General features: G+C 71.5%; 23 protein-coding genes and 1 tRNA gene. 17 read left to right on the plus strand and 7 right to left on the minus strand.

The features are described 5' to 3' along the window. Nucleotides 1-98 precede the first annotated feature (98 nt). The 10 genes from AXA68_RS13175 (at nucleotide 99) to tgtA (ending at nucleotide 9,963) form a co-directional block, all read left to right on the plus strand. Nucleotides 99-851 (plus strand): lipoyl protein ligase domain-containing protein, encoded by a 753-nt coding sequence (locus AXA68_RS13175; RefSeq protein WP_066417650.1) that lies wholly within the window; start codon nucleotides 99-101, stop codon nucleotides 849-851. Nucleotides 852-951: 100 nt separating this feature from the next. Beyond that, nucleotides 952-1,338 (plus strand): 30S ribosomal protein S6e, encoded by a 387-nt coding sequence (locus AXA68_RS13180; protein ID WP_066417652.1) that lies wholly within the window; start codon nucleotides 952-954, stop codon nucleotides 1,336-1,338. A 9-nt stretch (nucleotides 1,339-1,347) separates the two neighbouring features. Further along, entirely contained in the window at nucleotides 1,348-1,815 is a 468-nt protein-coding gene (locus AXA68_RS13185; RefSeq protein WP_066417659.1) for a DUF7112 family protein, read from the plus strand. Between the two features lie 111 nt (nucleotides 1,816-1,926). Then, complete coding sequence (gene ahbB, locus AXA68_RS13190; protein ID WP_066417661.1) at nucleotides 1,927-3,012, plus strand: siroheme decarboxylase subunit beta; 1,086 nt, start codon at nucleotides 1,927-1,929, stop codon at nucleotides 3,010-3,012. Nucleotides 3,013-3,038: 26 nt separating this feature from the next. Next, entirely contained in the window at nucleotides 3,039-3,701 is a 663-nt protein-coding gene (locus AXA68_RS13195; protein WP_066417662.1) for a precorrin-2 dehydrogenase/sirohydrochlorin ferrochelatase family protein, read from the plus strand. Next, nucleotides 3,698-5,047: a glutamyl-tRNA reductase gene (hemA, locus tag AXA68_RS13200; protein WP_066417664.1), complete on the plus strand. Its 1,350-nt coding sequence runs from the start codon at nucleotides 3,698-3,700 to the stop codon at nucleotides 5,045-5,047. The genes AXA68_RS13195 and hemA overlap by 4 nt, the downstream gene beginning before the upstream one ends. Nucleotides 5,048-5,084: 37 nt before the next feature. After that, nucleotides 5,085-5,849: a Nif3-like dinuclear metal center hexameric protein gene (locus tag AXA68_RS13205; RefSeq protein WP_066417666.1), complete on the plus strand. Its 765-nt coding sequence runs from the start codon at nucleotides 5,085-5,087 to the stop codon at nucleotides 5,847-5,849. A gap of 123 nt (nucleotides 5,850-5,972) precedes the next feature. Then, entirely contained in the window at nucleotides 5,973-6,740 is a 768-nt protein-coding gene (locus AXA68_RS13210; RefSeq protein ID WP_066417668.1) for an SIMPL domain-containing protein, read from the plus strand. A gap of 224 nt (nucleotides 6,741-6,964) precedes the next feature. After that, nucleotides 6,965-8,398, plus strand: a complete 1,434-nt coding sequence (gene arcD, locus AXA68_RS13215; protein WP_066417670.1) for an arginine/ornithine antiporter ArcD — start codon at nucleotides 6,965-6,967, stop codon at nucleotides 8,396-8,398. 83 nt (nucleotides 8,399-8,481) lie between these two features. Beyond that, nucleotides 8,482-9,963, plus strand: coding sequence for a tRNA guanosine(15) transglycosylase TgtA (gene tgtA, locus AXA68_RS13220; RefSeq protein ID WP_066417673.1), 1,482 nt, complete (start codon nucleotides 8,482-8,484; stop codon nucleotides 9,961-9,963). A gap of 6 nt (nucleotides 9,964-9,969) precedes the next feature. Here tgtA and AXA68_RS13225 read toward each other — a convergent pair whose 3' ends face one another. The 3 genes from AXA68_RS13225 to AXA68_RS13235 form a co-directional block, all read right to left on the minus strand. Next, nucleotides 9,970-10,500: a pyridoxamine 5'-phosphate oxidase family protein gene (locus AXA68_RS13225; protein ID WP_232745119.1), complete on the minus strand. Its 531-nt coding sequence runs from the start codon at nucleotides 10,498-10,500 to the stop codon at nucleotides 9,970-9,972. Between the two features lie 80 nt (nucleotides 10,501-10,580). Further along, the gene (locus tag AXA68_RS13230; protein WP_066417675.1) at nucleotides 10,581-11,540 is read right to left on the minus strand and encodes a zinc-dependent metalloprotease; all 960 of its coding nucleotides are present in this window, start codon (nucleotides 11,538-11,540) and stop codon (nucleotides 10,581-10,583) included. 99 nt (nucleotides 11,541-11,639) lie between these two features. Further along, a complete protein-coding gene (locus AXA68_RS13235; RefSeq protein ID WP_157884840.1) occupies nucleotides 11,640-11,948 on the minus strand; it encodes a hypothetical protein in 309 nt (102 codons plus the stop codon). Nucleotides 11,949-12,080: 132 nt separating this feature from the next. Here AXA68_RS13235 and AXA68_RS13240 point away from each other — a divergent pair, with 132 nt between their 5' ends. From AXA68_RS13240 to AXA68_RS13250, 3 genes are all read left to right on the plus strand, one after another. Further along, nucleotides 12,081-13,145: a M20/M25/M40 family metallo-hydrolase gene (locus tag AXA68_RS13240; RefSeq protein ID WP_066417679.1), complete on the plus strand. Its 1,065-nt coding sequence runs from the start codon at nucleotides 12,081-12,083 to the stop codon at nucleotides 13,143-13,145. Nucleotides 13,146-13,329: 184 nt separating this feature from the next. Continuing rightward, a tRNA-Glu gene (locus AXA68_RS13245) sits at nucleotides 13,330-13,404 on the plus strand. Between the two features lie 100 nt (nucleotides 13,405-13,504). Then, entirely contained in the window at nucleotides 13,505-14,005 is a 501-nt protein-coding gene (locus tag AXA68_RS13250; RefSeq protein ID WP_066417682.1) for a cupin domain-containing protein, read from the plus strand. A gap of 41 nt (nucleotides 14,006-14,046) precedes the next feature. Here the strand turns inward: AXA68_RS13250 and AXA68_RS13255 are convergent, their stop codons facing one another. Together AXA68_RS13255 and AXA68_RS13260 are read right to left on the minus strand one after the other, a co-directional pair. Beyond that, on the minus strand, nucleotides 14,047-14,523 hold the full coding sequence (locus AXA68_RS13255) for a hypothetical protein (RefSeq protein ID WP_066417684.1): 477 nt from the start codon (nucleotides 14,521-14,523) through the stop codon (nucleotides 14,047-14,049). A gap of 47 nt (nucleotides 14,524-14,570) precedes the next feature. Next, nucleotides 14,571-17,012 carry a methyl-accepting chemotaxis protein gene (locus AXA68_RS13260; RefSeq protein WP_080505259.1) on the minus strand — a complete coding sequence of 814 codons (2,442 nt, stop codon included), beginning with the start codon at nucleotides 17,010-17,012 and terminating at the stop codon, nucleotides 14,571-14,573. Between the two features lie 177 nt (nucleotides 17,013-17,189). On the opposite strand from AXA68_RS13260, the gene AXA68_RS13265 reads away from it, so the two are divergent. The 3 genes from AXA68_RS13265 (at nucleotide 17,190) to AXA68_RS13275 (ending at nucleotide 19,730) form a co-directional block, all read left to right on the plus strand. Continuing rightward, entirely contained in the window at nucleotides 17,190-17,507 is a 318-nt protein-coding gene (locus AXA68_RS13265) for a DUF5785 family protein (RefSeq protein ID WP_066417686.1), read from the plus strand. 130 nt (nucleotides 17,508-17,637) lie between these two features. Further along, nucleotides 17,638-18,693 (plus strand): DUF1611 domain-containing protein, encoded by a 1,056-nt coding sequence (locus tag AXA68_RS13270; protein WP_066417688.1) that lies wholly within the window; start codon nucleotides 17,638-17,640, stop codon nucleotides 18,691-18,693. After that, nucleotides 18,690-19,730, plus strand: a complete 1,041-nt coding sequence (locus tag AXA68_RS13275; RefSeq protein WP_066417691.1) for a dipeptide epimerase — start codon at nucleotides 18,690-18,692, stop codon at nucleotides 19,728-19,730. The genes AXA68_RS13270 and AXA68_RS13275 overlap by 4 nt, the downstream gene beginning before the upstream one ends. Before the next feature lie 24 nt (nucleotides 19,731-19,754). On the opposite strand, the gene AXA68_RS13280 is transcribed toward AXA68_RS13275, so the two are convergent. Together AXA68_RS13280 and gpmI are read right to left on the minus strand one after the other, a co-directional pair. Next, the gene (locus AXA68_RS13280; RefSeq protein ID WP_066417692.1) at nucleotides 19,755-20,942 is read right to left on the minus strand and encodes a thiolase family protein; all 1,188 of its coding nucleotides are present in this window, start codon (nucleotides 20,940-20,942) and stop codon (nucleotides 19,755-19,757) included. 70 nt (nucleotides 20,943-21,012) lie between these two features. Beyond that, nucleotides 21,013-22,590 carry a 2,3-bisphosphoglycerate-independent phosphoglycerate mutase gene (gene gpmI, locus AXA68_RS13285; RefSeq protein ID WP_066417694.1) on the minus strand — a complete coding sequence of 526 codons (1,578 nt, stop codon included), beginning with the start codon at nucleotides 22,588-22,590 and terminating at the stop codon, nucleotides 21,013-21,015. A 136-nt stretch (nucleotides 22,591-22,726) separates the two neighbouring features. Between gpmI and AXA68_RS13290 the strand changes: the two genes are divergently transcribed. Beyond that, nucleotides 22,727-23,386 carry an ArsR/SmtB family transcription factor gene (locus AXA68_RS13290; RefSeq protein ID WP_066417696.1) on the plus strand — a complete coding sequence of 220 codons (660 nt, stop codon included), beginning with the start codon at nucleotides 22,727-22,729 and terminating at the stop codon, nucleotides 23,384-23,386. Nucleotides 23,387-23,395 lie beyond the last annotated feature (9 nt).

The following is a 23,395-nucleotide window of genomic DNA, read 5'->3' on the forward strand; positions in this document are numbered from 1 at the left end:
CGGAACGAACCGCAGGACCGGCAAAACCTTTGCGCCATTCCCCGCAGCGACCGTCTCCGGACGCAAGGGGTTTGACCGCTCGCCCCCTCGCGGGAGCCATGCGGGTGCTTCGCGGACGGGGGAGGACCGTCCGGGCCGACCGCGAGCACACGGCTCGACTCCTCGCGGACGCGGCCGACGGCCGTCCCGGCGTGCGTGTCTGGACGCCTCCCAGGCAGGTCGCGTTCGGTCGGCGCGACGCGCGGGAGTCGGGATACGACCGGGCTCGCCGGGCCGCCGAAGCGGCCGGGTTCACCCCGTACGAGCGCGACGTAGGGGGGCGGGCGGCAGCGTACACGGGAGGGACCCTCGCGTTCGCGTTCTCGGTCGCGCTCGACGGGGACCGCGGGCGCATCGACGAGCGGTACGCGACGGTCGCCCGCGCGGTGCGATCGGCGCTCGAGGGCGTCGGGGCGGCCGTCTCGACGGGCGAGCCGCACCGGTCGTTCTGCCCGGGCGACCACTCCCTGCGCGTCGGCGACGGCGGGAGGTCGGAGGGTGGAAAGTCGGAAGGCGGAAAGTCGGAGGGCGGGAAGCTGGCGGGGATCGCCCAGCGGGTCCGCACCGACGCGGCGCTCGTCGCGGGCTGTCTCGTGGTCTCGCGAGCCGACGCGACCGCGCTGGCGACCGTCCTCGAACCGGTGTACGACGCCCTCGGCGTTCCGTTCGACCCGGAGTCGGTCGGCAGCGTCGCGGAGGCCGGAGGGCCGAGCGACGCCGAACGAGTCGCGCGGGCCGTCGAGGGGGCGCTGATCGACCGAACGGACGCCGGTCTTCCGCAGGTCGATCGGGTCGGCCCGGAGCCCTGGTGAGCCGAAACGGCCCGCGACCGCGGCGAGACGACGGTTCCCCGTGCTCCGGGCGTGTCGGGCTTTCGACGTGCTTTTTATTCGCGGGCGTCTCGGTCCGCGCATGGCCGAATTCAAAGTCGTCGTCGCCGACCCCGAGACCGGCGAGACGTTCCAGCGAGAGGTCGACGGACAGGACGCGAACCGATTCCTCGGTCGAGACGTGGGCGACGAGATCGGCGGCGACGCCGTCGGACTCCCGGACCACACCGTCGAGATCACCGGCGGCTCGGACGAGACGGGCCGGCCGATGCGCGAGGACGTCTCCGGAACCCGCCTGAAGGAACTGCTGTTGGAGGGCGGCGTCGGGTTCAAGCCGTCCCGCGAGGGCGAGCGCAAGCGGATCACCGTCCGCGGTCGCGAGATCGCCGACGACGTGGCCCAGATCAACGTCTCCGTCGTCGACGGCGAGGGCGACGTCGCCGCCGCGTTCGAGGACGACGACGAGTAATCCCCCTTCATGCCCCGCGTTCCCTCCGACGACGGGAGCGTCGCGTCCGTCCGCGTGACGCTCGCCCGCAGCGGCGGCACCCGGCGTCCCTGCGTCCGGATCCCCGACGACGCCGACCTGTCAGGTCGCGTCGAGTCCGGCTCCTGTACGTCGCTCGGGCTCGCTGACGGGGACCTAGTCCGGGTCGTCATCGACCGCGAGGAGTACCACGCGCGGGTCCTCGCGGACGCGACGGGACGACTGATCCGCGGCGCGTACGACAACCGCCGCCTCGCGCGCGATCCCGGCGCGGGCGAGAACCGGCTCTCCGCGTGGCTCGACGCCAACGACCGCGAACCGGGCGAGAGCGTCGTCCTCGACGTCGTGGTTCCCGGCGAGCTGTACGGGCTTCGGATCCCCGGCGAGCGCGCGGTGTACGACGCGAACCGCGGTCCCCGCTCCTCGCTTTCGGACATCGCGCGCGATCTGGACGGCTGAGACGCGATCGCCGGGGACGCGACCGGTCGTGCGACGACCGACACGCGACCTCGCGGTCCCGACCGGCGACGGGCCGGATCCCTTATTCTCTCGCGCCCCCGATCCCCGCGCATGAAGGAGGTCGACGCGGATCTGACGGCGCTCGACCGGGCGATCATCAACGCGTTTCAGGGGGGATTCCCCGTGACCGCGCGCCCGTTCGAGCCCGCCGCGGCCGCGCTTCGCGACCACGGACTGGCGGTCACCGGCCCCGAGCTCTGCGAGCGCGTCCGGGAGCTCGACGAGTCGGGCGTGCTCTCGCGGTTCGGCGCGCTCGTCAACGCCGAGGAGATCGGCGGCGCGGCCTCGCTCGTCGCGATGCACGCGCCCGAGGACCGGTACGAGGAGGTCGCGGAGACGGTCAACGACTTCACCGCGGTCGCGCACAACTACGAGCGGGAGCACCCCCACCTCAACATGTGGTTCGTCGTGAGCGTCGCCGACCATCCCGACCCCGACAAGGACGGGAGCGACCGGGTCGAGGAGGTGCTCGCGGAGATCGAGGCGGCCACCGGCCAGGAGACGTACAACCTCCCCAAGCTGCGGGAGTTCCACGTCGGCGCGAAGTTCCTCGTCGACGGGCCGGTCGCCGACGGCGACGTGGACCTCTCGGGGCTGGCCCCCGACGTCGAGCCGTCCGGTCGCTCGACGCTCTCGCCCGACGAGCGGGACCTCGTCGTCGAGATCCAGGGCGGGCTGCCGGTGACGGAGACGCCGTACGCGGACGTGGCGGCCGCGCTCAACGCCGACGTCGACTGGGTGGTGGAGACGATAGAGCGGTTCCGGCTCGAGGGGAAGGTGCGGCGGGTCGGCGTCATCCCCAACCACTACGCGCTCGGGTACACGGAGAACGGGATGACCGTCTGGGACGTGCCCGAGGAGGTCTTAGCGGAGGTCGGCCCCGCGGTCGCGGAGCTGGACTTCGTCACCCACTGCTACCAGCGTCCCCGGCACGCGGGCGTCTGGGAGTACAACTTCTTCGCGATGACGCACGGCCGGACGGAGGCCGAGAGCGAACGCCGCGTGGCGGAGGTAAAGGAGACGATGGCCGACTACTGGGACGTCGGCCCCGACGACTGGGACACGCTGTTCTCGACCCGGATCTTGAAGAAGACCGGGATCCGGATCGAGGAGCGCGCCGACAGCAACACGGCCTGATACGCCGTGGCGACGACTCTCACACCATGATACCGCTGTACCACGACCTCTCCGGGGAGACGGTCCTCGTCGTCGGCGGCGGCGCGGTCGGCCGGCGGAAGGCCCTGAACTTCGCCGGGGAGGGGCGCGTCGTCGTCGTCAGTCCGGCGTTCGACGACCGGCTGGTCGAGGCGGCTACCGAGGGCGACTCCCCGATCGACCTGGTCCGGGCGGCCCCCGACGCCGACTCGGTGCCGGAGTGGATCGACCGCGTCGCCCCCGCGCTCGTGGTCGCCGCGACCGACGACCGGGCGGTGAACGCGGCGGCGGAGGCGGCGGCGCTCGACGCGGGTCGCCTCGTCAACCGCACGGACGTCTCCGGCGGTCGCGATCCGGGGAGCGTCGTCGTCCCGGCGACCGTCGCGGACGGGCCGGTCCGGGTGGCGGTCTCCACGGGCGGGCGAAGCCCCGCGCTCTCGAAGGCGCTCCGCGAGCGGATCGGCTCGGAGATCGAGGGGGCGGGCGCGATGGCCGAACTCTCCGGAGAGCTACGCGAGGAGCTCTCGGCGGCGGGCGTCGACCCCGAAACGCGCCGGGAGGCGATCCGTCGCGTCGTGCGATCCGAGGGGGTTTGGAAGGGTTTACAAAAGGGGAGATCCAAGGCTCGGACCGAGGCAGACAACGTGATCGAGGAGGTCGTCGACCGATGAGGGAGCCGGGTGCCATCACGGGCGTGAGCGTCGCCCACGGCGATGCGACGATAGACGAGATCGACGCCGCCGGCGGCGAGAGCGTCCGGGCGACCGTCTCGGACCTCCTCGCGCGCGACGGGGTCGAGGAGGCGTTCGCGATCCGGACGTGTAACCGCTCGGAGGCGTACGTCGTCACCGACCGGACGGTCGAGGGTCGGGAGGCGCTCGAGTCGTTCGCGCCGTCGGTCCGCGGCGCGGCGGTCCGCCGGCTCGACCACGAGGGGAGTCTGGAACACCTGATGCGCGTCGCCGCCGGGCTCGAGTCGCTCGTGCTCGGCGAGGACCAGATCATCGGCCAGATGCGGGAGGCCTACGAGGAGTCGCGCTCGGCCGGCGGGATCGGCCCGGTCCTCGAGGACGCCGTCACCAAGGCGCTCCACGTCGGCGAGCGCGCCCGCACGGAGACGTCGATAAACGAGGGGGTCGTCTCGCTCGGCTCCGCGGCGGTCAGGCTCGCGGCCGGCGAGATCGACCTGACCGACGGCACCGCGGTCGTCGTCGGCGCGGGAGAGATGGGCACGCTCGCGGCCCGCACGCTCGACGCCACGACGGTCTCGGAGATCGTCGTCGCGAACCGGACGGTGCCGAACGCGCGGTACGTCGCCGAGGAGGTCGACACCGACTCGTCGGTCGTCCACCTGAGCGACCTCCCCGCCGTGGTCCCCGACGCGGATCTCGTGATCACGGCGACCGGGAGCCCGGATCCCGTGCTCGACGCGACGGCCTTCGCGGGCGCGGACCGGGTCGTCTGTATCGACATCGCGCAGCCGCGCGACGTCGACTCCGAGGCCGGCGACGTCGCGGGCGTCTCGGTGTACGACATCGACGACCTGGAGGACGTCACCCGCGAGACCCGCGAGCGGCGGGAGACGGAGGCCCGCGAGGTGGAGTCGATCATCGACGAGGAGCTCGACCGGATCCTCCGGTCGTACAAGCGGAAGCGCGCCGACGACGCCATCTCAGCGATGTACGCCGGCGCGGACCGGGTCAAGGCCCGCGAGCTCGACCGCGCGCTCACGAAGCTCGAGGCGCAGGGCGGGCTGACCGACGACCAGCGCGAGACGGTCGAGGCGATGGCGGACGCGCTGGTCGGCCAGCTGCTCGCGGCCCCGACGCGGTCGCTCCGGGACGCCGCCGGCGAGGACGACTGGGAGACGATCCGGACGGCGCTGGAGCTGTTCGACCCCGAGTTCGACGCCCCGCCGGAGACGCCGGGCGGCGGGTCGGGAGAGGACATCGAAGCCCCCGCCGGCGCGCCGTTCGACACGATCCCCGACTCCGCGACCGAGGAGCTCGACGACTGACGGGAACGCTTTTCTCCCGGAGTCCGTACGGACGCGCATGGAGCTTCAGAGCTTCGTCGACCGGCTGGACGACCGGCTCGACACCGACGCGTACGCCGACATCGACGCCAGCGCGAACGGCCTCCAGGTCGGCCCGGAGACGGGGTCGGTCGAGCGCGTCGCGTTCGCGGTCGACGCCGCGACGGCGACGATCGAGGCGGCGGCCGACGCCGGGTCCGACGTCCTCGTCACCCACCACGGGGTCTCCTGGGGCGGGATCGACCACGTGACGGGGCGGACGTACGACCGGATCGCCGCGCTCGCGGAGAACGACCTCGCGTTGTACGTCTCACACCTCCCGCTCGACGGGCACCAAGAGCTAGGGAACGCCGCCGGCGTCGCCGACGCGATCGGGCTCTCGGAACGGGAGCCGTTCGGGACGCTCGGCCCGGTCACGATCGGAACGATCGGCGGAACGGGCGAGCCGCTCCCGCCCGAGACGATCCGCGACCGCCTCGACGGGTTCGAGGGGGCCACGAACGGGACCCGCGTCCTCGAGTTCGGCCCGGACCGGATCGAGCGGGTCGCGGTCGTCACCGGCTCCGGGGCCGACTGGCTCGACGAGGCGGCCGCGGCGGGCGCGGACGCGCTCGTCACCGGCGAGGGGAAACAGCAGGTGTACCACGACGCGCGGGAAGCGGGGGTCACGGTCTTTCTCGCCGGACACTACGCGACGGAGACGTTCGGCGTTCGCTCGCTCCAGTCGCTCGCCGAGGAGTGGGGCCTGGAGACGACGTACGTGAGCCACCCGACGGGCCTCTGAGGAGACGCTCGAAGCGAGACGCCGGGAGGGTCGACGGCCGACCACCGGGTGGCCGATCGGATCGGACAAACGGTTCTTTGTGTATTCGCTACGTTATAGCCCGCTCCCGCCGTCCTGGGCGGTATGGCACGACAGAGACGACTCGTCGCCGGGATCGGGGTAGCGCTCCTCGTCCTCCTGGCCGGCTGTGCGGGCGTATCGGGTACCCTGGCCGACGACACGAGATCGCCGGAGACGACGGAGACGAACGACCTCGAGCGGTCCATCGAGGTGGCCGCACAGGGCGAGGCGTCCGCGGAGCCCGACCGCGCGACCGTGCTGCTCGCGGTCGAGTCGACCGCGGACGACGCGGGAACCGTTCGCACCGACCTCGCCGAGAGCGACGACGCGCTCCGGAGCGCGCTCTACGACTGGGGACTGAGCGAGGACGACGTCCGCACGGAGCACTACGACATCCATCAGACGCGTGACACTCGTCCGGACGCGGACCGCAGCGAGTACGTCGGCGTCCACGTCTACGCCGTGACCGTCGACGACGTGGACGCGGTGGGCGAGGTCATCGACGTCGCGGTCGACGCCGGCGCGGACGGGGTCCAGCAGGTCCGGTTCGGGCTCTCGGACGAGCGCGCCGACGAGCTCCGCGAGGAGGCACTCGGCGACGCGATGGACAACGCCCACGCCGAGGCCGACACCCTCGCCGCCAACGCCGACCTCGAGGTGACCGGCGTCTACACCGTCTCGACGACGAACGTCCGGACCAGCCCGTACGCGACCGCGGCCTTCGCCGCCGAGACGGGCGACGCCGGCGGCGCGCCCCGAACCGGGATCGAGGTCGGCGACGTCGACGTGACCGTCTCGGTCCGGGTCGTGTTCGGCGCACAGCAGGCGTAGGGAAGGCCGACCGACGTTTCTTTTCGCGGGCGATCCCGAATCGGATCGGCGTGAGGCGATGCGGCGAGACGACGTGGCGAGACGATACAGTGAGACGACGTGGCGAGACGATGCGGCGAGCCGAGTAGCGGAGGCGTTCGCTGACGTGTCTCTCGGTACCGCGGTACATACCTACTGGACATAATTCATCGAGTATTTATGCTCCAAAAGCATACTCGGCGTCGATGACACGATCGTTCACGCCCACGACGATCGAGGACCTCGATCCGGAGCGGCGTCCGTCGTTCGCGGCGGCGCTGGTCCCGGTCCTCGCGGTCGTGGCGTTTCTCGGTATCGGGTCGGCGGTGCTCGGGTTGGATCCGCACCCGCCGCTTCTGTGGGGTATCGTCTTCGTCGGCGCGTTCGGTCTGTGGCTCGGGTACGACTGGGACGAGCTGTTCGAGGGGGTCGCGAACGGCCTCCTGATGGGGCTCCAGGCGCTTCTCATCATCTTCACCATCTACGGGCTGATCGCGACGTGGGTGAGCGCCGGCACGATCCCCGGGCTGATGTACTACGGGCTCGGGACGCTCACGCCGACGACGTTCCTCCCGGCGGCGGCCGTCCTCGCCGGCGTCGTCGCGTTCGCCATCGGCTCGTCGTGGACCACCGTCGGGACCCTCGGCGTCGCGTTCGTCGGGATCGGCGCGGGTCTCGGCGTCCCCGCACCGATGACCGTGGGCGCGGTCCTCTCGGGGGCGTACGCCGGCGACAAGCAGTCGCCGCTGTCGGACACGACGAACCTCGCGGCGGGCGTCACCAACACCGATCTCTACGCGCACATCCGGCGGATGCGCGACGGCACGGTCGCCGCCTTCGGCCTCGCCGTCCTCGGGTTCGTCGCGCTCGGCCTCCGGACCGAGGGCGCGATCCCCGCGGGACGCATCGCGGAGATCCAGGGGGCGCTCGGCGAGACGTACGCCATCTCCGTGCTCGCGTTCCTCCCGCTCGTCGTCACGTTCGGACTGGCGCTCCGCGGGTATCCCGCGCTCCCGACGCTCGTCGCCGGCGTCTTCGCCGGCGCGGCGACGACGGTCCTCGTCCAAGGGGCCGGCTTCGTCGCCGCCTGGGAGGTGTTCATGTACGGCACCGCGCCGGAGTCCGGCTCCGACCTGGTAAACGAACTGCTCGCGACCGGCGGCCTCACCGGCTCCGCCTGGACGATCACGGTCGTGGTCGCGGCGCTGTCGCTCGGCGGGATCCTGGAGCGCACCGGCGTGCTGGCGGTCATCGCCCACGAGTTCACGACCGCGGTGCGGAGCCCCGGAGCGCTGGTCGCCGGGACGGGGGTCGGGGCGATCCTGATCAACGCGCTCACCGCCCAGCAGTACATGAGCATCGTCCTCCCGGGCGTGACCCTCCGGAACACCTACGAGGAGTTCGGGCTCGACAGCGACCAGCTCTCGCGGGCGGTCGAGGCCGCGGGGACGCCGACCGGCGCGCTGTTCCCGTGGCACGCCGGGGCCGTCTTCATGACGAGCGTGACCGGCGTTCCGACGCTGGAGTACGCCCCCTACTACCTCTTCGCGTTCCTCTCGCCGCTCGCGCTGTTCGCCGTCGCCGTGACCGGGCGCTCGCTCGACGTCGCCGAGCGACCGACGCCGGCGGCCGCCGACTGAACCGGTTTCGAACCGGAAACGGGACGCGTTCGCCGCTCCCGGCCGAACGCAACCCTTACCGCCCGGCTGCCCGCACTCGGGGTATGCGCGACCACTTCGAGATCCGGGACCACGACGCCGCCGGGCGGATCGGTCGGCTCGAGGTCCCCCGCGCCGGCGTGACCGTCGAGACGCCGGCGCTCCTGCCCGTCGTCAACCCCAACGTGCTCACGGTCGAGCCCGAGCGGCTCCGGAGCGAGTTCGGCGCGGAGATGCTGATCACGAACTCCTACATCATCCGGAGCACCGACCGGATCAGGGATCAGGTGCTCGAGGCGGGGCTCCACGACTTTTTGGGGTTCGACGGCGCGATCATGACCGACTCCGGCTCCTTTCAGCTCGCCGAGTACGGCGACATCGACGTCACGACCGCGGAGATCCTCGAGTTCCAGCGCCGGATCGGCAGCGACGTGGCGACGCCCGTCGACGTGCCCACGCCGCCGGACGTCGACCGCGACCGCGCCGAGCGCGAACTCGGGACGACCCGGCAGGCCCTCGCTGACGCCGAGGCGGCCGACACGGGCGAGATGCTCGTCAACGCGCCCGTCCAGGGGTCGACGTACCCGGACCTCCGGGAGGCGGCCGGCCGGCACGCGGCGGGGACCGACCTCGACGTGTTCCCGGTGGGCGCGATGGTCCCGCTGATGAACGCCTATCGCTACGCCGACGTCGTCGAGGCGGTGACGGCCGCGAAACGCGGGCTCGACCCGGACTGTCCGGTCCACCTCTTCGGCGCGGGTCACCCGATGATGCTCGCGCTCGCGGTCGCCATGGGCTGTGATCTGTTCGACTCCGCCGCCTACGCGCTGATGGCGCGCGACGGCCGCTACCTCACGGTGTCGGGGACCGAACACCTCGAGGAGATGACGTACTTCCCGTGTTCGTGTCCCGTCTGTGCCGAGCACGCGCCCGCGGATCTCCGCGAGGGCGACGACGACCGAGCGGAACGGCTGCTCGCCGAACACAACCTCCACGTCACCTTCGAGGAGATCCGCCGGATCAAGGCCGCGGTCCGCGAGGGGAGCCTCATGGAACTCGTCGACCGACGCGCCCGCGGGCACCCGGCGATGCTCGACGGCTACCGCGCCCTCCTCGATCACGCGGCGCAGCTCGAGGCGACCGATCCCGCCTCGAAGGATACGTTCTTCTACACCTCCCACGAGGCCGCGCGCCGCCCGGAGGTCGGCCGCCACCACGACCGGCTGGCGCGCCTCGAGACGCCCGCCGACCTGCTTCTGACGGAGTCAAAACCCCCCTCGAACCACGACCACGACGCGGTCTGGCGGGTGAAACCGCCGTTCGGTCCCTTCCCGCGGGCGCTCTCGGAGACGTACCCGCTCACGGCCGAGATCCCCGAGCGCGTCGACACCGCGGCCCAGACGGCCGCCGCCGAGGGCGTCCGCCGGCTCGCCGAGGCCAACCCGGAGACCGCGATCACGCTCGGCCACGACGGGTGGGCGGAGACGGTCCTCGAGCGGGTTCCCGACCGCGTCGCCGTCGACGACCTCCGGGACCTCGGCCGGTAGGCGTCCTCATTCGGCCGGGTTCGAGTCGTTGGGTCCCGAGTCGTTGGGTTCCGAGCCGTGGGAGGCCGAATCGTTGGGGTCCGAGTCGTTCGGCCCCGTTCGAGCCGGCATCCGGTCCGTGAAGTCCCACGAGTGGAGCCGCTCCGGCTCGATCCGGACGTGGACCTCCTCGCGCTCCGGTCGCAGGAGCCGCTCCGCGAGGTCGTTGTCGGTCCCGCCGAGGTATCGCTCGAGAAGGGCCCGGAGGAGCCGCTTCTCGTCGTCGTCGGTCACCGTCGCCCGCCCCCGACCGCGGACGCCCCTGTAGGGCGGGTCGTTCGTCGATATTTCGAAGGAGACGCGGTCGTCGGCCTCGAGGAAGCCCACCACGTCGGCGTCCGCGCCGGTCGCACAGTGGACCGCCCCGTCCCACCGAAACCACAGCGACACCATCCAGGGATCGCCCGCGGGCGTCCGACAGCCGACGCGGACCGGGATCCGCGCGTCCGCGAGGAACTCGTCGACGCGCGCCCGGTCCCACGGGCCGGTGAGGTTCATGCGAACGGTTCGGGCGGAACCGGCCTAAAACCACCGTCCGTATCGCGGGTTCGGGACGGGAGGGAGCGGAACTCGGGGACTCACGGGTCGACCCGCGCCAGCCACGCCACCGGATCGTCGAGTTCACCGTTCGTCGGGAGGTGCTCCGGGCGCTCCCACACCGCGCTCGCGGCGGACGGTCCGCGTTCGTCCGCGACCCGCTCGAAGAAGGCGGCCCCGCGCTCGTACTGCCGACGCTTGAGCCCGAGTCCGAGGAGGCGGCGCGCGAGCCGCGTCATCGGCCCGCCGCCGCCCCGCCGGGCGTCGATCTTCCGGCGGAGGTCGGCGTACTCGTCGTCGAACGCGCGGTCCATCAACAGCTCCGCGTACCCCTCGACCGCGGTCATGGCGGTCTGGAGCTCCGCGAACGCGTCGGGGTCGAGCCCGCTCGCGCTCAGCCCGTCGATCCCGCGCTCGACGCGCGACTCCAGGTATCCCGACAGCCACGGGGCCGCGCCGAACTCCGCCGCGTGGGTCACCTCGTGGAAGGCGATCCACCGGCGGAACCGCGGGTACGCCACGTCGAGATCGGCGGCGACCGCGACGACGTTCGGGTGGACGAAGTAGAGGCCGTGGTCGGCGTCGGGCTCGTCGGCGAGCAACAGCGGGTCGTACTGGCCGAGCACGTTCCGCGCGAGGAAGCCGAGCGCGAACGCCATGGAGCCGGTGTTGACGACCCGCGAGAGCCCGGGCATCGCCGGGGTCGCCGCCGCCTCGATCGGCTCCATCACGTTCCGGAACGTCTCGAGGTTCGCGTCGATCCAGTGGTGGCGGTTCTGGACCTCGACCGCGTCCGGGACGGCGAAGTCGACGCCGGCGACCTCCCGGAGGCGGTCGCGCGCGTCCCGCACGTCCGTCGCGTAGCCCCGTCGGTCGTCGGGGGTCAACTCGAGCGCCCCCGGCTCCGTGCTCGCCTTCGCGGCCTCCCCGGCTTTCGCCCAGTCGACGACGCCGGACCCGGACGCCTCGGAGACCGCCCGGAGGCTTCGGAGGATGTTCATACGATCGGGAGGCGTGCCGGCCTCAAGTCCCTTGTGTCGGTGCGGAGGGTGACGTGAACGGGGAAGTGACGGAGACGGGGCGTGACGGAGACGGAACCGTTACGCGCCGAGGTCGTCGATGTCCGCCGCGTCCTCGAGGTCCGCGTCGCCGAGCACGCGCGCGGCGGCGACCCCCAGAGCCGCCAGAAGCGCGACGACCGCCATCCCACCCAGGATCGACGTCGACGAGAGTCCGCACCCGAGGATCCCGCCGCCGGCGTCGGCCGCGTCGGCGGATCCCGCGTCGTCCGCCTCCTCCTCGTCGGCGTTCCCGTCCGGCTTTCCGCCCCCGAGGAGCCCGTACTCCCCGATGCGGACCGCCCCTTCCTCCAGGTGGATCTCGAGCAGCGTGAACGACGTGTCGCTCATGCTCGGCCGTTCTCGCGCCGAGCGCTTAATCGTGGCGTCGATCCGCACGGGGAACGCTCGGCCGCTGTCGCCGCGGGTGCCGATCCGCGGCGGGACCGCGAGGTTCTTTTTCTCCGACACGAACGGGGACGCATGGACGAGTCCCGCCGCGCGTTCCTCGACGACCTGCTCGCGACGCCGAGCCCCTCCGGGTTCGAGACGGCGGCCCAGCGCGTCTGGGTCGAGTACGTCTCGGCGTTCGCCGACGACGTCACCACGGACGCGTACGGCAACGCCGTCGCCGTCCACGAGGGCGACCCGGACGCGCCGACGGTCGCCGTGGCGGGTCACGCCGACGAGATCGGGTTCATCGTCCGCGACGTGCTGGAGGAGGGCTTCCTCCGGATCGCCCCGGTCGGCGGTTCCGACCGTACCGTCTCCAAGGGCCAGCACGTGACGGTCCACGCCGACGAGCCCGTCCGGGGCGTCGTCGGACAGACCGCGATCCACCTCCGCGACCGCGACGCCGACGAGTACGAGGCGATCGAGGGGCAGTTCGTCGACGTGGGGGCGGCCGACGCCGAGGAGGCCCGCGAGCACGTCTCCGTGGGCGACCCGGTCACGTTCTCGAGCGGAACCGCGGAGCTCGTCGGCTCCCGGATCGCCGCGCGCGGAGTCGACAACCGGGCCGGGATCTGGGTCGCCGCGGAGGCGCTGCGCCGCGCCGCCGCGGCCGACGTCGACGCCACCGTCTACGCCGTCTCGACCGTTCAAGAGGAGGTGGGACTCCAAGGGGCGCGAATGGTCGGTCACGACCTCGAGGCGGTCGACGCGTTCGTCGCCGTCGACGTCACCCACGCCACCGACAACCCCGACGTCGACGCCGAGCGCCGCGGCCCCGTCGAACTCGGCGACGGGCCGGTGATCGGCCGCGGCAGCGCGAACCACCCGGTCCTCGTCGACCTCGCGCGCGACGCCGCGGCCGACGCCGGGATCGACGTCCAGCTCCAGGCGGCGGGGACGCGGACCGGCACGGACGCCGACGCGTTCTACACCGCCCGCGGCGGGGTCCCGTCGCTCACCGTCTCGATCCCGAACCGATACATGCACACGCCCGTCGAGGTCGTCGACCTCGAGGACCTGGATCGCGTCGCGGACTTACTTTCGAGGGTCGCCGACGGGGCCGCCGGCGTCGACTCGTTCGCGGTCGATCTCTGACGCGGCCGCGGTCGATCGCCGCGATCAGGGTCGATCGTCGCGGGCGAGAGCGACCGCGAACGGCCGACCCGACCGCGACAGAACGGCCGACCCGACCGCGACAAACCGAGACACGGCGCGGTCGAAACGGAACCGTTTTAGTGTGGAACGCCCTACCCGGAAACGCGACGGAACGCGGACGCACGCTCTGGTGGTGTAGTCCGGCCAATCATCTTGCCCTCTCACGGCAAGGACCAGGGTTCAAATCCCTGCCGGAGCATCCAACCCCGTCGCATTCCTCCGACGCTCTCACCAACCAGCCGCCGGCCCGGCATCACGCGCACCGCACCGTTTTCACGGGTGGCTTCGAAGGGAGCGACGTGAACCGAGTCCGCATCGACGACGTGGAGAACGACGTACAGCCCGCCGCGGTGATGCGGAAGCTCACCGAGCCGCTCGGGCTCACCGACGTCGCGATCAACTACTACGAGCTCGAACCGGGCGACAGCTTCGCGTTCGCGTACCACAGCCACGAGGTACAGGAGGAGGTCTTCTGTGTCCTCTCGGGCACGGCGACCTTCGAGACCGAGGACGGCCCGGTCGAGGTCGGTCCGAACGAGATCGTCCGCTTCGGCCGCGAGGAGTTCCAGCGCGGCTGGAACCACGGGAACGAACGGGTTCGAGCCCTCGCGATCGGCGCGCCGCTGGAGTACGGGTTCCAGCCGAAACTCCGGTACTGCGAGGAGTGCGACGCCGAGACCGACACGGACCTGAACCGGATCGACGACGACGGGAAGGAGGTCGTCGTCGCCCGGTGCGTCGAGTGCGGGTTCGAGACCGGCCGCTGGTATCGCGGGTCGATGGACGGGACGGTTCCCTGAGCCGGAACGTCAGTCCGACGGGAACCGCATCCGTCCCGACCTCAGCCGGTCTCGACCGCCTCCTCGAGCACCGTCTCGTCGCCGTGTCGGACCTCGACCCGGTCGGGGACCGGAGCCTCCCTGAACGCGACCGCGACCTCGTAGGGGTGCGCTTGCGCGACGTCCGGGCACGCGTCGCCCTCCCAGTCGGGGTCGTCCTCCGTCGCCAGCCGGATCAGGAGACGGGAGCGGGTCAGATCCGCCTCGACGAGGTCGATCCGGTAGCACTCGCGCGCGCCGTCGAGCAGCTGTCCCCTGACGGTGAGACGCGGCGGGTCGGCGTCGAGCGCGCGGAGCAGGACGGCTGCGTCCCGGTGGGCGGGTTCGCCCGGGTCGAACGCGCCCGTGTGCTCGTGGCGGACCGTCACCTCGGCCCCGTCGACGGTCTCGGGGACCTCACCCCACGGGGGCGTCGGACAGCCGGCGAGCGGCACGGTCGTACTCGCTGCCGCGACCGCGAGGAGGGCTCTGCGTCGCATGCGCGGAAGGTGGACGGGACCCGAGAAGTGTCTTGTGCGGCGTCGGGTCAGTCGTCCTCGGACCCGACCGCGTCGTCGCCCTCGTCCCGGAACGCCTCGCCCGGTCGGAAGGCGTCGCCGCCGTCGGTCTCGACGGCGGACCCCGAGGGCGTTCCAGTGGCCGGCGTCGCCGAGGGGTCGTCGACGTCGGTCGCGGCGTCGGCCTCGAACGCGAAGCCGTCCTCGTCGACCTCGCGCGTCTCGAACTCCTCGGCCAGCGTGCGGAGCTCGTCGGCGCGCGTCGAGAGCGACTCGGCGCTCGTCGTGATCTGCGCCAGCGCCGCGGTCTGTTCTTCGGCCGCCGCGGAGACGTTCTGCGCCTCGCTCGCGGTCTCGACGCTCACCTCGGAGACCTCGTCGATCATCGAGACCGCCTCCTGGGTGGAGTCGGCCTGGTCGTCGGTCGCGTCGTTGATCGACTGGATCCCGGCGTTGACCTCGGAGACGTCCTCGACTATCGTCTCCAGCGTGTCGACCGTCTCGTCGACCACGTCGCGACCCCGCTCGACGTCCTCTTCCATCGCGAACATGTCGTCGGCGACGGAGTGGGTCGACTCCTCGACGCCCTCGATGAGCGCTTCGACCTCCGTCGTCGCCTCCGCGGTCTCCTCGGCGAGATCCTTCACCTCGCGGGCGACGACCGCGAACCCCTCGCCGGCCTCGCCGGCGCGCGCGGCCTCGATCGAGGCGTTGAGCGCGAGGATGTTGGTCTGTTCCGCGATGTCGTCGATCAGTCCGACCACCTCGCCGATCCGCTCGACCTCCTCGCGAAGCGCCCTCATCTCCTCGACGGTGCGTCCCATCTCCGAGTCGATCCGGTCCATGTGGTCGATCGCCTCGTTCGCCCGCTCGCGACCGTCCTCGCCGGCGGTCGCCGCCGTCGCCGACCGCCGCGCCAGCTCGTCGGTCGAGGAGGCGATCTCCTCGACGGTCGCCGAGAGGTCGTTGAGCTCTGCGGCCGCGGTCGAGAGGTGCTCCTCCTGGCGCTCGGTACCGACGGAGATCTCCTCGACGCTCTCGGCGACGTCGACGCTCGTCGACTCCACCTCCTCGGAGGAGGCCGTCACCTCGGCGCTCCGCTCGTCGACCGTCCCCGCGGCGTCCTGGATCGAGACGACGAGCGCCTCCACGCGGTCGAGCATCTCGTTCAGCGACGCCGCGATCTCCGCCATCGCCTCGCTCTCGCTTTCGGGATCGAGCCGTCGGGTGAGGTCGCCCTCGGCGACCGCGTCGATCGTCTCGCCGTACTCGTCCGCCTTCGTCTCGAGATGCGTCGAGAGTGCCTCCGCCTCCTCGCGTGCGGCGGCCGCCTCCCCGGCGGACTCCTCGGCGGCCGCGATCTGCTCGCGCAGCGTCCGCCGGATGCGATCGATGATCGCGGACAGGTCGCCGAACTCGTCGACCCGCGACCGGTCGACGTCGACGTCGAGGTCCCCCGACTCGATCGCTTTCGCGTACCCGCGGAGCTCGTCGACTGAGCCGTTCACGTCCCGCGAGATCAGTAGTCCGACGGCGAACAGGCCCAGAACGGCGATCCCGATCAACAGCAGGACGCTCCGCGTGACGTCGCCGACGGTCCCGTACACCGCCTCCTCGGGCGCGGCGACGACGACCGCCCACGGCTTGCCCTCGACGGGCACGGTGGCCGCGACGAGTCGGTCGGCGTCGACGACCTCCTGTTGAGCGTCGGAGACCTCGTCGACCCGCGGCTCGGTCACGTCGGAACGCAGGTGTGAGAGCTCCTCGATGAGGAAGTACTCGTTCAGGATCGCCTCGTCGTCGCCGGCGAGCGCGACCCGGCCCGTCCGCGTCGAGACGATCTCCATGCTCGAACCGTCGACCGGCGGCGTCAGCAGATCACCTCGCTGTGAGAGGTCCGCCGTGACCACGATCGCCTTGTCCGTGTCGGTGGTGACCGGACTGACGAAGCCGAGCCGCTTCTCGCCCTCGACGGCGTACGGCTCGAACGATCGAGCGACCTGGTGGCTTCCGAAGGCGCCGGTGCTGACCGCCCACGGCCGGTCGGAGAGCGTGTGGATGGTTCCCTCCTTCATCGGCGAGGTGCTCACCAGGATCTCGTCGGTCGTGAGGTCGTAGTAGTGGACGTCGACGACGTACTCGGGGAGGGCCCGCTCGTTGCTGAGGAGCTCCTGTCGAATGGTGTGTTCGTTCGACGTTCGGATCCGGCGCGTGTCGGAGATCCGCGCCGCGTGACCCTCGCCCTCCTCGATGAAGCCCTCGATCCCCTGCGCCTCGCGTTCCGCCGAGGAGAGAAGCGTGTTCCGCGCGTCGGATTCGACGCTGGCTTGAACTTGATCGAACGTCAGCGCGCCCGCGCCGAGCAACACCGCGGAGACGACCAGTATCACGCCCGCGATCTTGAAGAGGTACCGACCGCGAAGGCGGTCGTAGAGGCGTCGAGCGAGGCCCGCTCCGTCGTCGGTTGACATTGTACCGCGGTTCTCACAGGGGGATATAAACGCACGCGGTTGGTTATCAGAACTAATATTCGGAGTGTTCGATCCCGCCCGCGTCGGTCTCCTCGCCACCGAGCGAGCGTCCGGGTCGGAACGACGGGGTCCCGCCGGCTCCGTAACCACTATCCGCACCCCCGGCGAACCGAAGGTATGGACTGGCCACACGACCCCGACGGCGAGGAGGGGAGCGAGGGCATGCGGCAGTACGGCCACGCGGTGCTCGCGAAGAAGGTCGACGAGGAGGAGGACTTCCCGCTCTCGGCGGCCGACTACGTCGAGGCGTACGGCGACCACCCGATCCGGATCGACTACGAGACGGTCGTCTCCGTCGAGGAGATCTTCGAGGGCGTCGAGAAGGAGGAGTTCGCGGACTTCGTCGAGTTCCACCAGGAGCTCGGCCGGGCGATGCGCGAGAACGGCTACTGGTTCTACGAGGGCGCGGATCAGTTCGTCGGCGGCTCGGCATAACGTCGGCAGCTCATCGAACGTCGGCGACTCGGCGTCCCGGCGACTCGTCGATTCGACGGCGGCTTCACTCGGGTCGGCGCTCGCGATCCGGCTCCGTCCCATTTAAGCCACCCCGCGGTGACCGACGGGTATGAGCAGCGAACGGATAGTCGTTCTCGCCCACGAGAAGTTCCCGGACGAAGCGAAGACCGCCCTCGGCGTGATGCGCTACGGCGACCAGGCGATCGAGGCTGTCCTCGACCGCGACCGCGCCGGCGACCGCGTCGCCGACCACGACCCCACGCTGCCCGACGCGCCGATCGTCGACTCCTTCGAGGAGGCGCTCGCCGCGGCCGAAGGTGGGATAGACGCGCTCTACATCGGAATCGCGCCGATCGGAGGCGGGTTCGACGACTCCTGGCGCGACGACGTGCGCGCCGCGATCGCGGCGGGCTGTGACGTCGTGAGCGGGCTCCACTACTTCCTCAACGAGGACGAGGAGTTCGCGGAGCTGGCGGCCGAACACGGCGTCGAACTGCGGGACGTGCGCGAGCCGCCGGCGGACCTCGGCGTCGCGACCGGCCGCTCCGCCGACGTCGACGCCGACGTGGTGCTCACGGTCGGGACGGACTGCTCGGTCGGAAAGATGACCGCCTCCCTGGAGATCGTCGAGGCCGCCCGCGAGCGCGGGATCGACGCCGCGTTCGTCCCCACCGGCCAGACCGGGATCATGATCGCGGGCTGGGGGAACCCCATCGACCGCGTGATCTCCGATTTCACCGCCGGCGCGGTCGAGGAGATGCTCCTCGAGATCGGCGACGACCACGACCTGCTCGTCGTCGAGGGCCAGGGGACCATCGTCCACCCGGCCTACTCCGCGGTCACCTGCGGGATCCTCCACGGGTCGATGGCCGACGGGCTCGTGCTCTGTCACGCCGCCGGCCGCGAGGCGATCCACGGCTACGAGTCCTTCGAGCTCCCGCCGTTCGCCGACTACGTCGACCTCTACGAGGACCTCGCGGAGCCGGTCCACGAGACCGAGGTCGTCGCCGGCGCGGTCAACACGAAGGACGTGGCCGACGACGACGAGGCCGGCGCGGTCGTCGACGCGTTCGGCGAGGAGGTGGGCGTTCCCGCGGCCGACCCCGTCCGACACGGGGCCGACCGGATCGTCGACGGGATCGTCGACGAGGTGCTCGAGGGATGAGCCTCGAGGCCGCCTTCGAGCGGGTGTCGATGGAGCTCGACGAGCCGTTCACGATCTCGCGGGGCACCCAGACCGAGGCCGAGAACCTGATCGTCCGCGTGACCGACGACGCGGGGGCGACGGGCGTCGGCGGCGCGGCCCCCGCGCGACACTACGGCGAGACCGCGGACACGGTCGAGGCGGTGTTGCCCGGCCTCCTCTCGGTCGTCGAGGAGGTCGGGGACCCCCACGCGCTGACGACGATCGAGTCGCGGATGCGGGAGGTCGTTCAGGACAACCCGGCCGCCCGCTGTGCGGTCTCGATCGCGCTCCACGACCTGGCCGCGAAGCGGCTCGGCGTCCCCCTCTACCGGCTGTGGGGCCTCGACGCGACGGCGACGCCGGACACCTCCTTCACCGTCGGGATCGACACCACGGAGCGGATCCGCGAGAAGGCCGCGGACGCCGCCGACGCCGGCTACCCGATCCTGAAGGTGAAACTCGGCGGCGACCGCGACCGCGAGATCGTCGAGACGGTCCGGGAGGCCGCGCCCAACGCGACGATCCGCGTCGACGCCAACGAGGCGTGGACGCCCCGCGAGACGGTCGAGAAGAGCGAGTGGCTCGCGGAGCTGGGCGTGGAGTTCATCGAGCAGCCCGTGCCCGCCGAGGACCCGGAGGGCCTGAAGTTCGCCTACGAGCGCTCGGCGCTGCCGATCGCCGCCGACGAGTCCTGCGTCACCGCCGCCGACATCCCGCGGATCGCCGACCGGTGTGACATCGCGAACCTGAAGCTGATGAAGACGGGCGGACTCCTGGAGGCGCGGCGGGCGATCGCGACCGCGCGCTCGCACGGCCTCGAGGTGATGCTCGGCTGTATGGTCGAGTCCAACGCCTCCATCGCGGCCGCGACCCACCTCGCGCCGCTTCTGGATTACGCCGACCTCGACGGCTCGCTTCTGCTCGCCGAGGACCCCTTCGACGGGCCGGACCTCACGGGCGGCGCGATCCCGCTCGACGGCGTCGACCGCGCCGGGACCGGCGCAATCGAGCGCTGAGCGGTACGGAGGCGGTGCGGCGAGCTAACGCAGGAACTCGATCGCGGCCCCCTGGCCGAACCCGACACACAGCGTCGCGAGGCCGCGCTCCGCGTCGCGCTTCGCCATCTCGTGGAGCAGAGTGACGGGAAGGCGCGCGCCGGAGGCCCCGAGCGGGTGACCGATCGCGATCGCGCCGCCGTTGACGTTGTAGATCTCCTCGTCGATCCCGAGCTCCCGGCGGGCGTACTCACACTGGGAGGCGAACGCCTCGTTGAGCTCGACGAGGTCGTAGTCGTCGACCGTCGTCCCCGCCCGCTCGAGCAGGTTCCGGGTCGCGGGGATCGGGCCGATCCCCATCACCGTGGGGTCGACGCCGGCGACCGCGTTCGTCCCCACCTCCGCGAGCACGTCCAGCCCGTGGTCCTCGGCGAACGCGCGACTCGTCACGAGCGTCAGCGCCGCCCCGTCGGAGATCTGCGAGGCGTTCCCGGCGGTGACGGTCCCGTCGCCCGTGAACGCCGGCGGCAGCTCCGCGAGCTTCTCGGGGGTCGTGTCCGGGCGGATCCCCTCGTCCTCCTCGATCAGTCCCTCGTCGTCGACGGCTTCGCCGTCTGCTCGTTGCGTCTCCGACGCAACGCCGGTCTCGACGGGAACGATCTCGTCGTCGAAGCGGCTCGACTCCGTCGCCTCGGCGGCGCGCCGGTGGCTCCGGGCGGCGTACTCGTCCTGCGCCTCGCGGCTCACGCCGTACTTCTCGGCGACCTTCTCCGCGGTCATCCCCATCTGGAGCTGGAAGACGTTGTACCGCTCCGACAGCTCCGGGTGGAGGTGCTGGTAGGAGTCGCCGTCCATCGGGACGCGGCTCATGTTCTCGACGCCGCCGGCGACGACACAGTCGCGGTTGCCCGCGGCGACCGCGTCGGCCGCGGAGATGATAGCCTGCATCGAGGAGGCGCACCACCGGTTGATCGAGGTCGCGGGCACCGACTCGCCGAGTTCGGAGAGGAGCGCGATGACGCGCGCGACGTTGTTGTCCTGTTCGGTCCGCTGCTGGGCGACCCCCCACATCAGGTCGTCGACGTGGTCGCTCGAGAGCCCCGTCTCCGCGAGGAGGTGGTCGACGAGCCGGACCGAGAGGTCCTCGCTGCGGACGTCCGCGAAGACCCCCCCGTCTCTCCCCTGTGGCGTTCGGTACGCGGCCGCGATCACCGGCGTCGTGGCGTCGGTCATACCGGCACCGAGGCCCGTGACCGGCTTAAATTGGCGTGGAACCCGAAGGAATCGTTCTAGAGTTTACCGTTTATTCTTCGGGATCGGCGAGCAGGCTCTCGCCGGTCATCTCCGCCGGACGGTCGATCCCCATGACCTCCAGCACGGTCGGGGCGACGTCACACAGCGACCCGCCCGCCCGGATCGCGCGGCCGCCGCCGTCGCCGTCGGGCGTCAGGTAGACGAACGGGACCGGGTTGTAGGTGTGTGCGGTGTGGGGGTCCTCGAGCGTGCCCATGTCGTCGGCGTTGCCGTGGTCGGCGGTGACGACCGCGTGGCCGCCGGCGTCGGCGACGGCGGCGAGCAGCCGGGAGAGCTGCCGATCGACGGCCTCGACCGCCTCGACGGCCGCCTCGAAGTCGCCGGTGTGTCCCACCATGTCCGGGTTCGCGTAGTTCAACACCAACAGGTCGGGGTCGTCGGACGCGATCGTCTCGACGGCCTCGTCGGTGACTTCCCGCGCCGACATCTCGGGCCGTAAGTCGTAGGTCGCCACGTCCGGGCTCTCGACGATGGAGCGCAGTTCGCCGGGGAACTCCACCTCCCGGCCGCCGTTGAGGAAGTAGGTGACGTGCGGGTACTTCTCCGACTCGGCGATCCGGAGCTGGGTGCCGCCGGCCTCGGAGACGACCTCGCCGACCGTGTTCGTCGGGATCCGCGGCGGGAACGCCACCGGGAACTCGAACGTTTCGTCGTACTCCGTCATCGTCACCAGCTCGACGTCGGGCTGGTCCAGATCGAAGCCCCACGCCGGTTCGGTGTCGGTGAGCATCCGCACCAGCTGGCGCGCCCGGTCCGCGCGGAAGTTGAAGAAGACGACCGCGTCGCCGTCGGCGAGCGCGGGCCCGCCGGCGACGAGCGTCGGCTCGACGAACTCGTCGGTCTCGCCGCGGGCGTGCGCCTCGCGGGCGGCCGCGACGGCCGACTCGGCCTCGTGAGGTGCCTCGCGGTTCACGATCGCGTCGTAGGCGCGTCTCGTCCGCTCCCAGTTCTCGTCGCGGTCCATCGCGTGGTACCGGCCGGTGACGGTCGCGACCGCGCCGGTCCCGCGCGCCGCGGCGTGCTCCTCGACCGACTCGAGGAACTCGTCCGCGATCTCCGGGGCGGTGTCGCGGCCGTCGGTGAACGCGTGGGTCGTCGCCGGGACGCCCGCCTCGGCGGCCGCGTCGATCAGCGCCTCCAGGTGCGAGACGTGCGAGTGGACGCCGCCGTCGGAGACGAGCCCCATGAAGTGGACCCGGCCGCCGGTCGACGCGACGCGCTCGAACGCCGACGCGAGCGCGTCGTTGTCGGCGAACGTCCCCTCGGCGAGCGCGTCCGCGATGCGGGTGTACGCCTGCTTGATGACCCGACCCGCGCCGATATTGAGGTGGCCGACCTCGGAGTTCCCCATCTGCCCGTCGGGGAGCCCCACCCGCCGGCCGTGGACGACGAGCGACCCGTACGCCCCCCGGTCGGCCGCCGCGTCGAACGTCGGCGTGTCGGCGGCCGCGACCGCGTCGCGCCCCTGCGTGTCCGGAACGTCGGGGTCGTCCGGCTCGAGGCCGGTCCGGTGTGGCGAGTCGCGACCGAGACCCCAGCCGTCGAGTACGACGAGCGCAGTTCGCATACCTCTCCCTCCCCGCCGCGAGGTAATTACCCTTCGCTCCGGAGCGTCCGGAGTCGGCGACCCTACGGCGACCCCGCAACGACCGCTCGATCGCGGGAAGCCAACCTTTTATCCGTCCGACGCTAACCACACGTTAATGGACTCCGCGGTACTGCTCGATCTCCTCGGAAACGAGAACCGGCGACGCATCCTCCGGCTGCTCGCCGAGAAACCCTGTTACGTCACGGAGATCTCGGAGTACCTCGGCGTGAGCCCGAAGGCCGTCATCGACCACCTCCGCAAGCTCGAGGAGGCCGGGCTGATCGAGTCGACGACGGACGACCAGCGGCGGAAGTACTTCCGGATCACCCGGAGCCTGCGGCTCGAGGTGAGCGTCTCCCCGTACGGGTTCGGCGCGAAGAGCGCGTATCCCGCCAGCAACAGCCTCGACATGTCCGGACGCTGTCCGCACCTCTCGATCGAGGCCCCCGACGGGGACGAGCTCGGCGACGAGATCGCGGACCTCGCCGCCGAGTACGGGCGGCTCCGCGAACTCGATCGGGAGCTGTCGGTGGCCAAGCGGTGGGTCCACGGCCGGGTCGAGGACGCGCTCGCGGAGATCGACGAGCGGCTCGGCACCGAGGCGGACAGCCGGTTCTACGCCGCGGTGCTCGCCGCGCTGGCCGAGACCGACGGCTCCGTCGAGGCGGTCGTCGACGAGGTCGGCGCGCCCGAGGACGCCGTCGTCGACGCCCTCTGGCGGCTCGCCGACGTCGGCGTCGTCACCCGCGACGGCGAGCGGTTCCGGATCCGGTGACGGCCGCGG

The organism is Halorubrum aethiopicum, assembly GCF_001542905.1.
Lineage (GTDB): Archaea > Halobacteriota > Halobacteria > Halobacteriales > Haloferacaceae > Halorubrum > Halorubrum aethiopicum.

Excerpts from the sequence above, each read along its gene's own strand:
- AXA68_RS13270 (WP_066417688.1), top strand. The coding sequence starts at position 17,638 with ATGAGCAGCGAACGGATAGTCGTTCTCGCCCACGAGAAGTTCCCGGAC.
- AXA68_RS13280 (WP_066417692.1), bottom strand. The coding sequence starts at position 20,942 with ATGACCGACGCCACGACGCCGGTGATCGCGGCCGCGTACCGAACGCCA.
- arcD (WP_066417670.1), top strand. The coding sequence starts at position 6,965 with ATGACACGATCGTTCACGCCCACGACGATCGAGGACCTCGATCCGGAG.
- AXA68_RS13180 (WP_066417652.1), top strand. The coding sequence starts at position 952 with ATGGCCGAATTCAAAGTCGTCGTCGCCGACCCCGAGACCGGCGAGACG.
- AXA68_RS13260 (WP_080505259.1), bottom strand. The coding sequence starts at position 17,012 with ATGTCAACCGACGACGGAGCGGGCCTCGCTCGACGCCTCTACGACCGC.
- tgtA (WP_066417673.1), top strand. The coding sequence starts at position 8,482 with ATGCGCGACCACTTCGAGATCCGGGACCACGACGCCGCCGGGCGGATC.
- AXA68_RS13265 (WP_066417686.1), top strand. The coding sequence starts at position 17,190 with ATGGACTGGCCACACGACCCCGACGGCGAGGAGGGGAGCGAGGGCATG.
- hemA (WP_066417664.1), top strand. The coding sequence starts at position 3,698 with ATGAGGGAGCCGGGTGCCATCACGGGCGTGAGCGTCGCCCACGGCGAT.
- AXA68_RS13205 (WP_066417666.1), top strand. The coding sequence starts at position 5,085 with ATGGAGCTTCAGAGCTTCGTCGACCGGCTGGACGACCGGCTCGACACC.
- AXA68_RS13290 (WP_066417696.1), top strand. The coding sequence starts at position 22,727 with ATGGACTCCGCGGTACTGCTCGATCTCCTCGGAAACGAGAACCGGCGA.
- AXA68_RS13230 (WP_066417675.1), bottom strand. The coding sequence starts at position 11,540 with ATGAACATCCTCCGAAGCCTCCGGGCGGTCTCCGAGGCGTCCGGGTCC.
- AXA68_RS13255 (WP_066417684.1), bottom strand. The coding sequence starts at position 14,523 with ATGCGACGCAGAGCCCTCCTCGCGGTCGCGGCAGCGAGTACGACCGTG.
- ahbB (WP_066417661.1), top strand. The coding sequence starts at position 1,927 with ATGAAGGAGGTCGACGCGGATCTGACGGCGCTCGACCGGGCGATCATC.
- gpmI (WP_066417694.1), bottom strand. The coding sequence starts at position 22,590 with ATGCGAACTGCGCTCGTCGTACTCGACGGCTGGGGTCTCGGTCGCGAC.
- AXA68_RS13175 (WP_066417650.1), top strand. The coding sequence starts at position 99 with ATGCGGGTGCTTCGCGGACGGGGGAGGACCGTCCGGGCCGACCGCGAG.
- AXA68_RS13195 (WP_066417662.1), top strand. The coding sequence starts at position 3,039 with ATGATACCGCTGTACCACGACCTCTCCGGGGAGACGGTCCTCGTCGTC.
- AXA68_RS13240 (WP_066417679.1), top strand. The coding sequence starts at position 12,081 with ATGGACGAGTCCCGCCGCGCGTTCCTCGACGACCTGCTCGCGACGCCG.
- AXA68_RS13185 (WP_066417659.1), top strand. The coding sequence starts at position 1,348 with ATGCCCCGCGTTCCCTCCGACGACGGGAGCGTCGCGTCCGTCCGCGTG.
- AXA68_RS13235 (WP_157884840.1), bottom strand. The coding sequence starts at position 11,948 with ATGAGCGACACGTCGTTCACGCTGCTCGAGATCCACCTGGAGGAAGGG.
- AXA68_RS13210 (WP_066417668.1), top strand. The coding sequence starts at position 5,973 with ATGGCACGACAGAGACGACTCGTCGCCGGGATCGGGGTAGCGCTCCTC.
- AXA68_RS13225 (WP_232745119.1), bottom strand. The coding sequence starts at position 10,500 with ATGAACCTCACCGGCCCGTGGGACCGGGCGCGCGTCGACGAGTTCCTC.
- AXA68_RS13275 (WP_066417691.1), top strand. The coding sequence starts at position 18,690 with ATGAGCCTCGAGGCCGCCTTCGAGCGGGTGTCGATGGAGCTCGACGAG.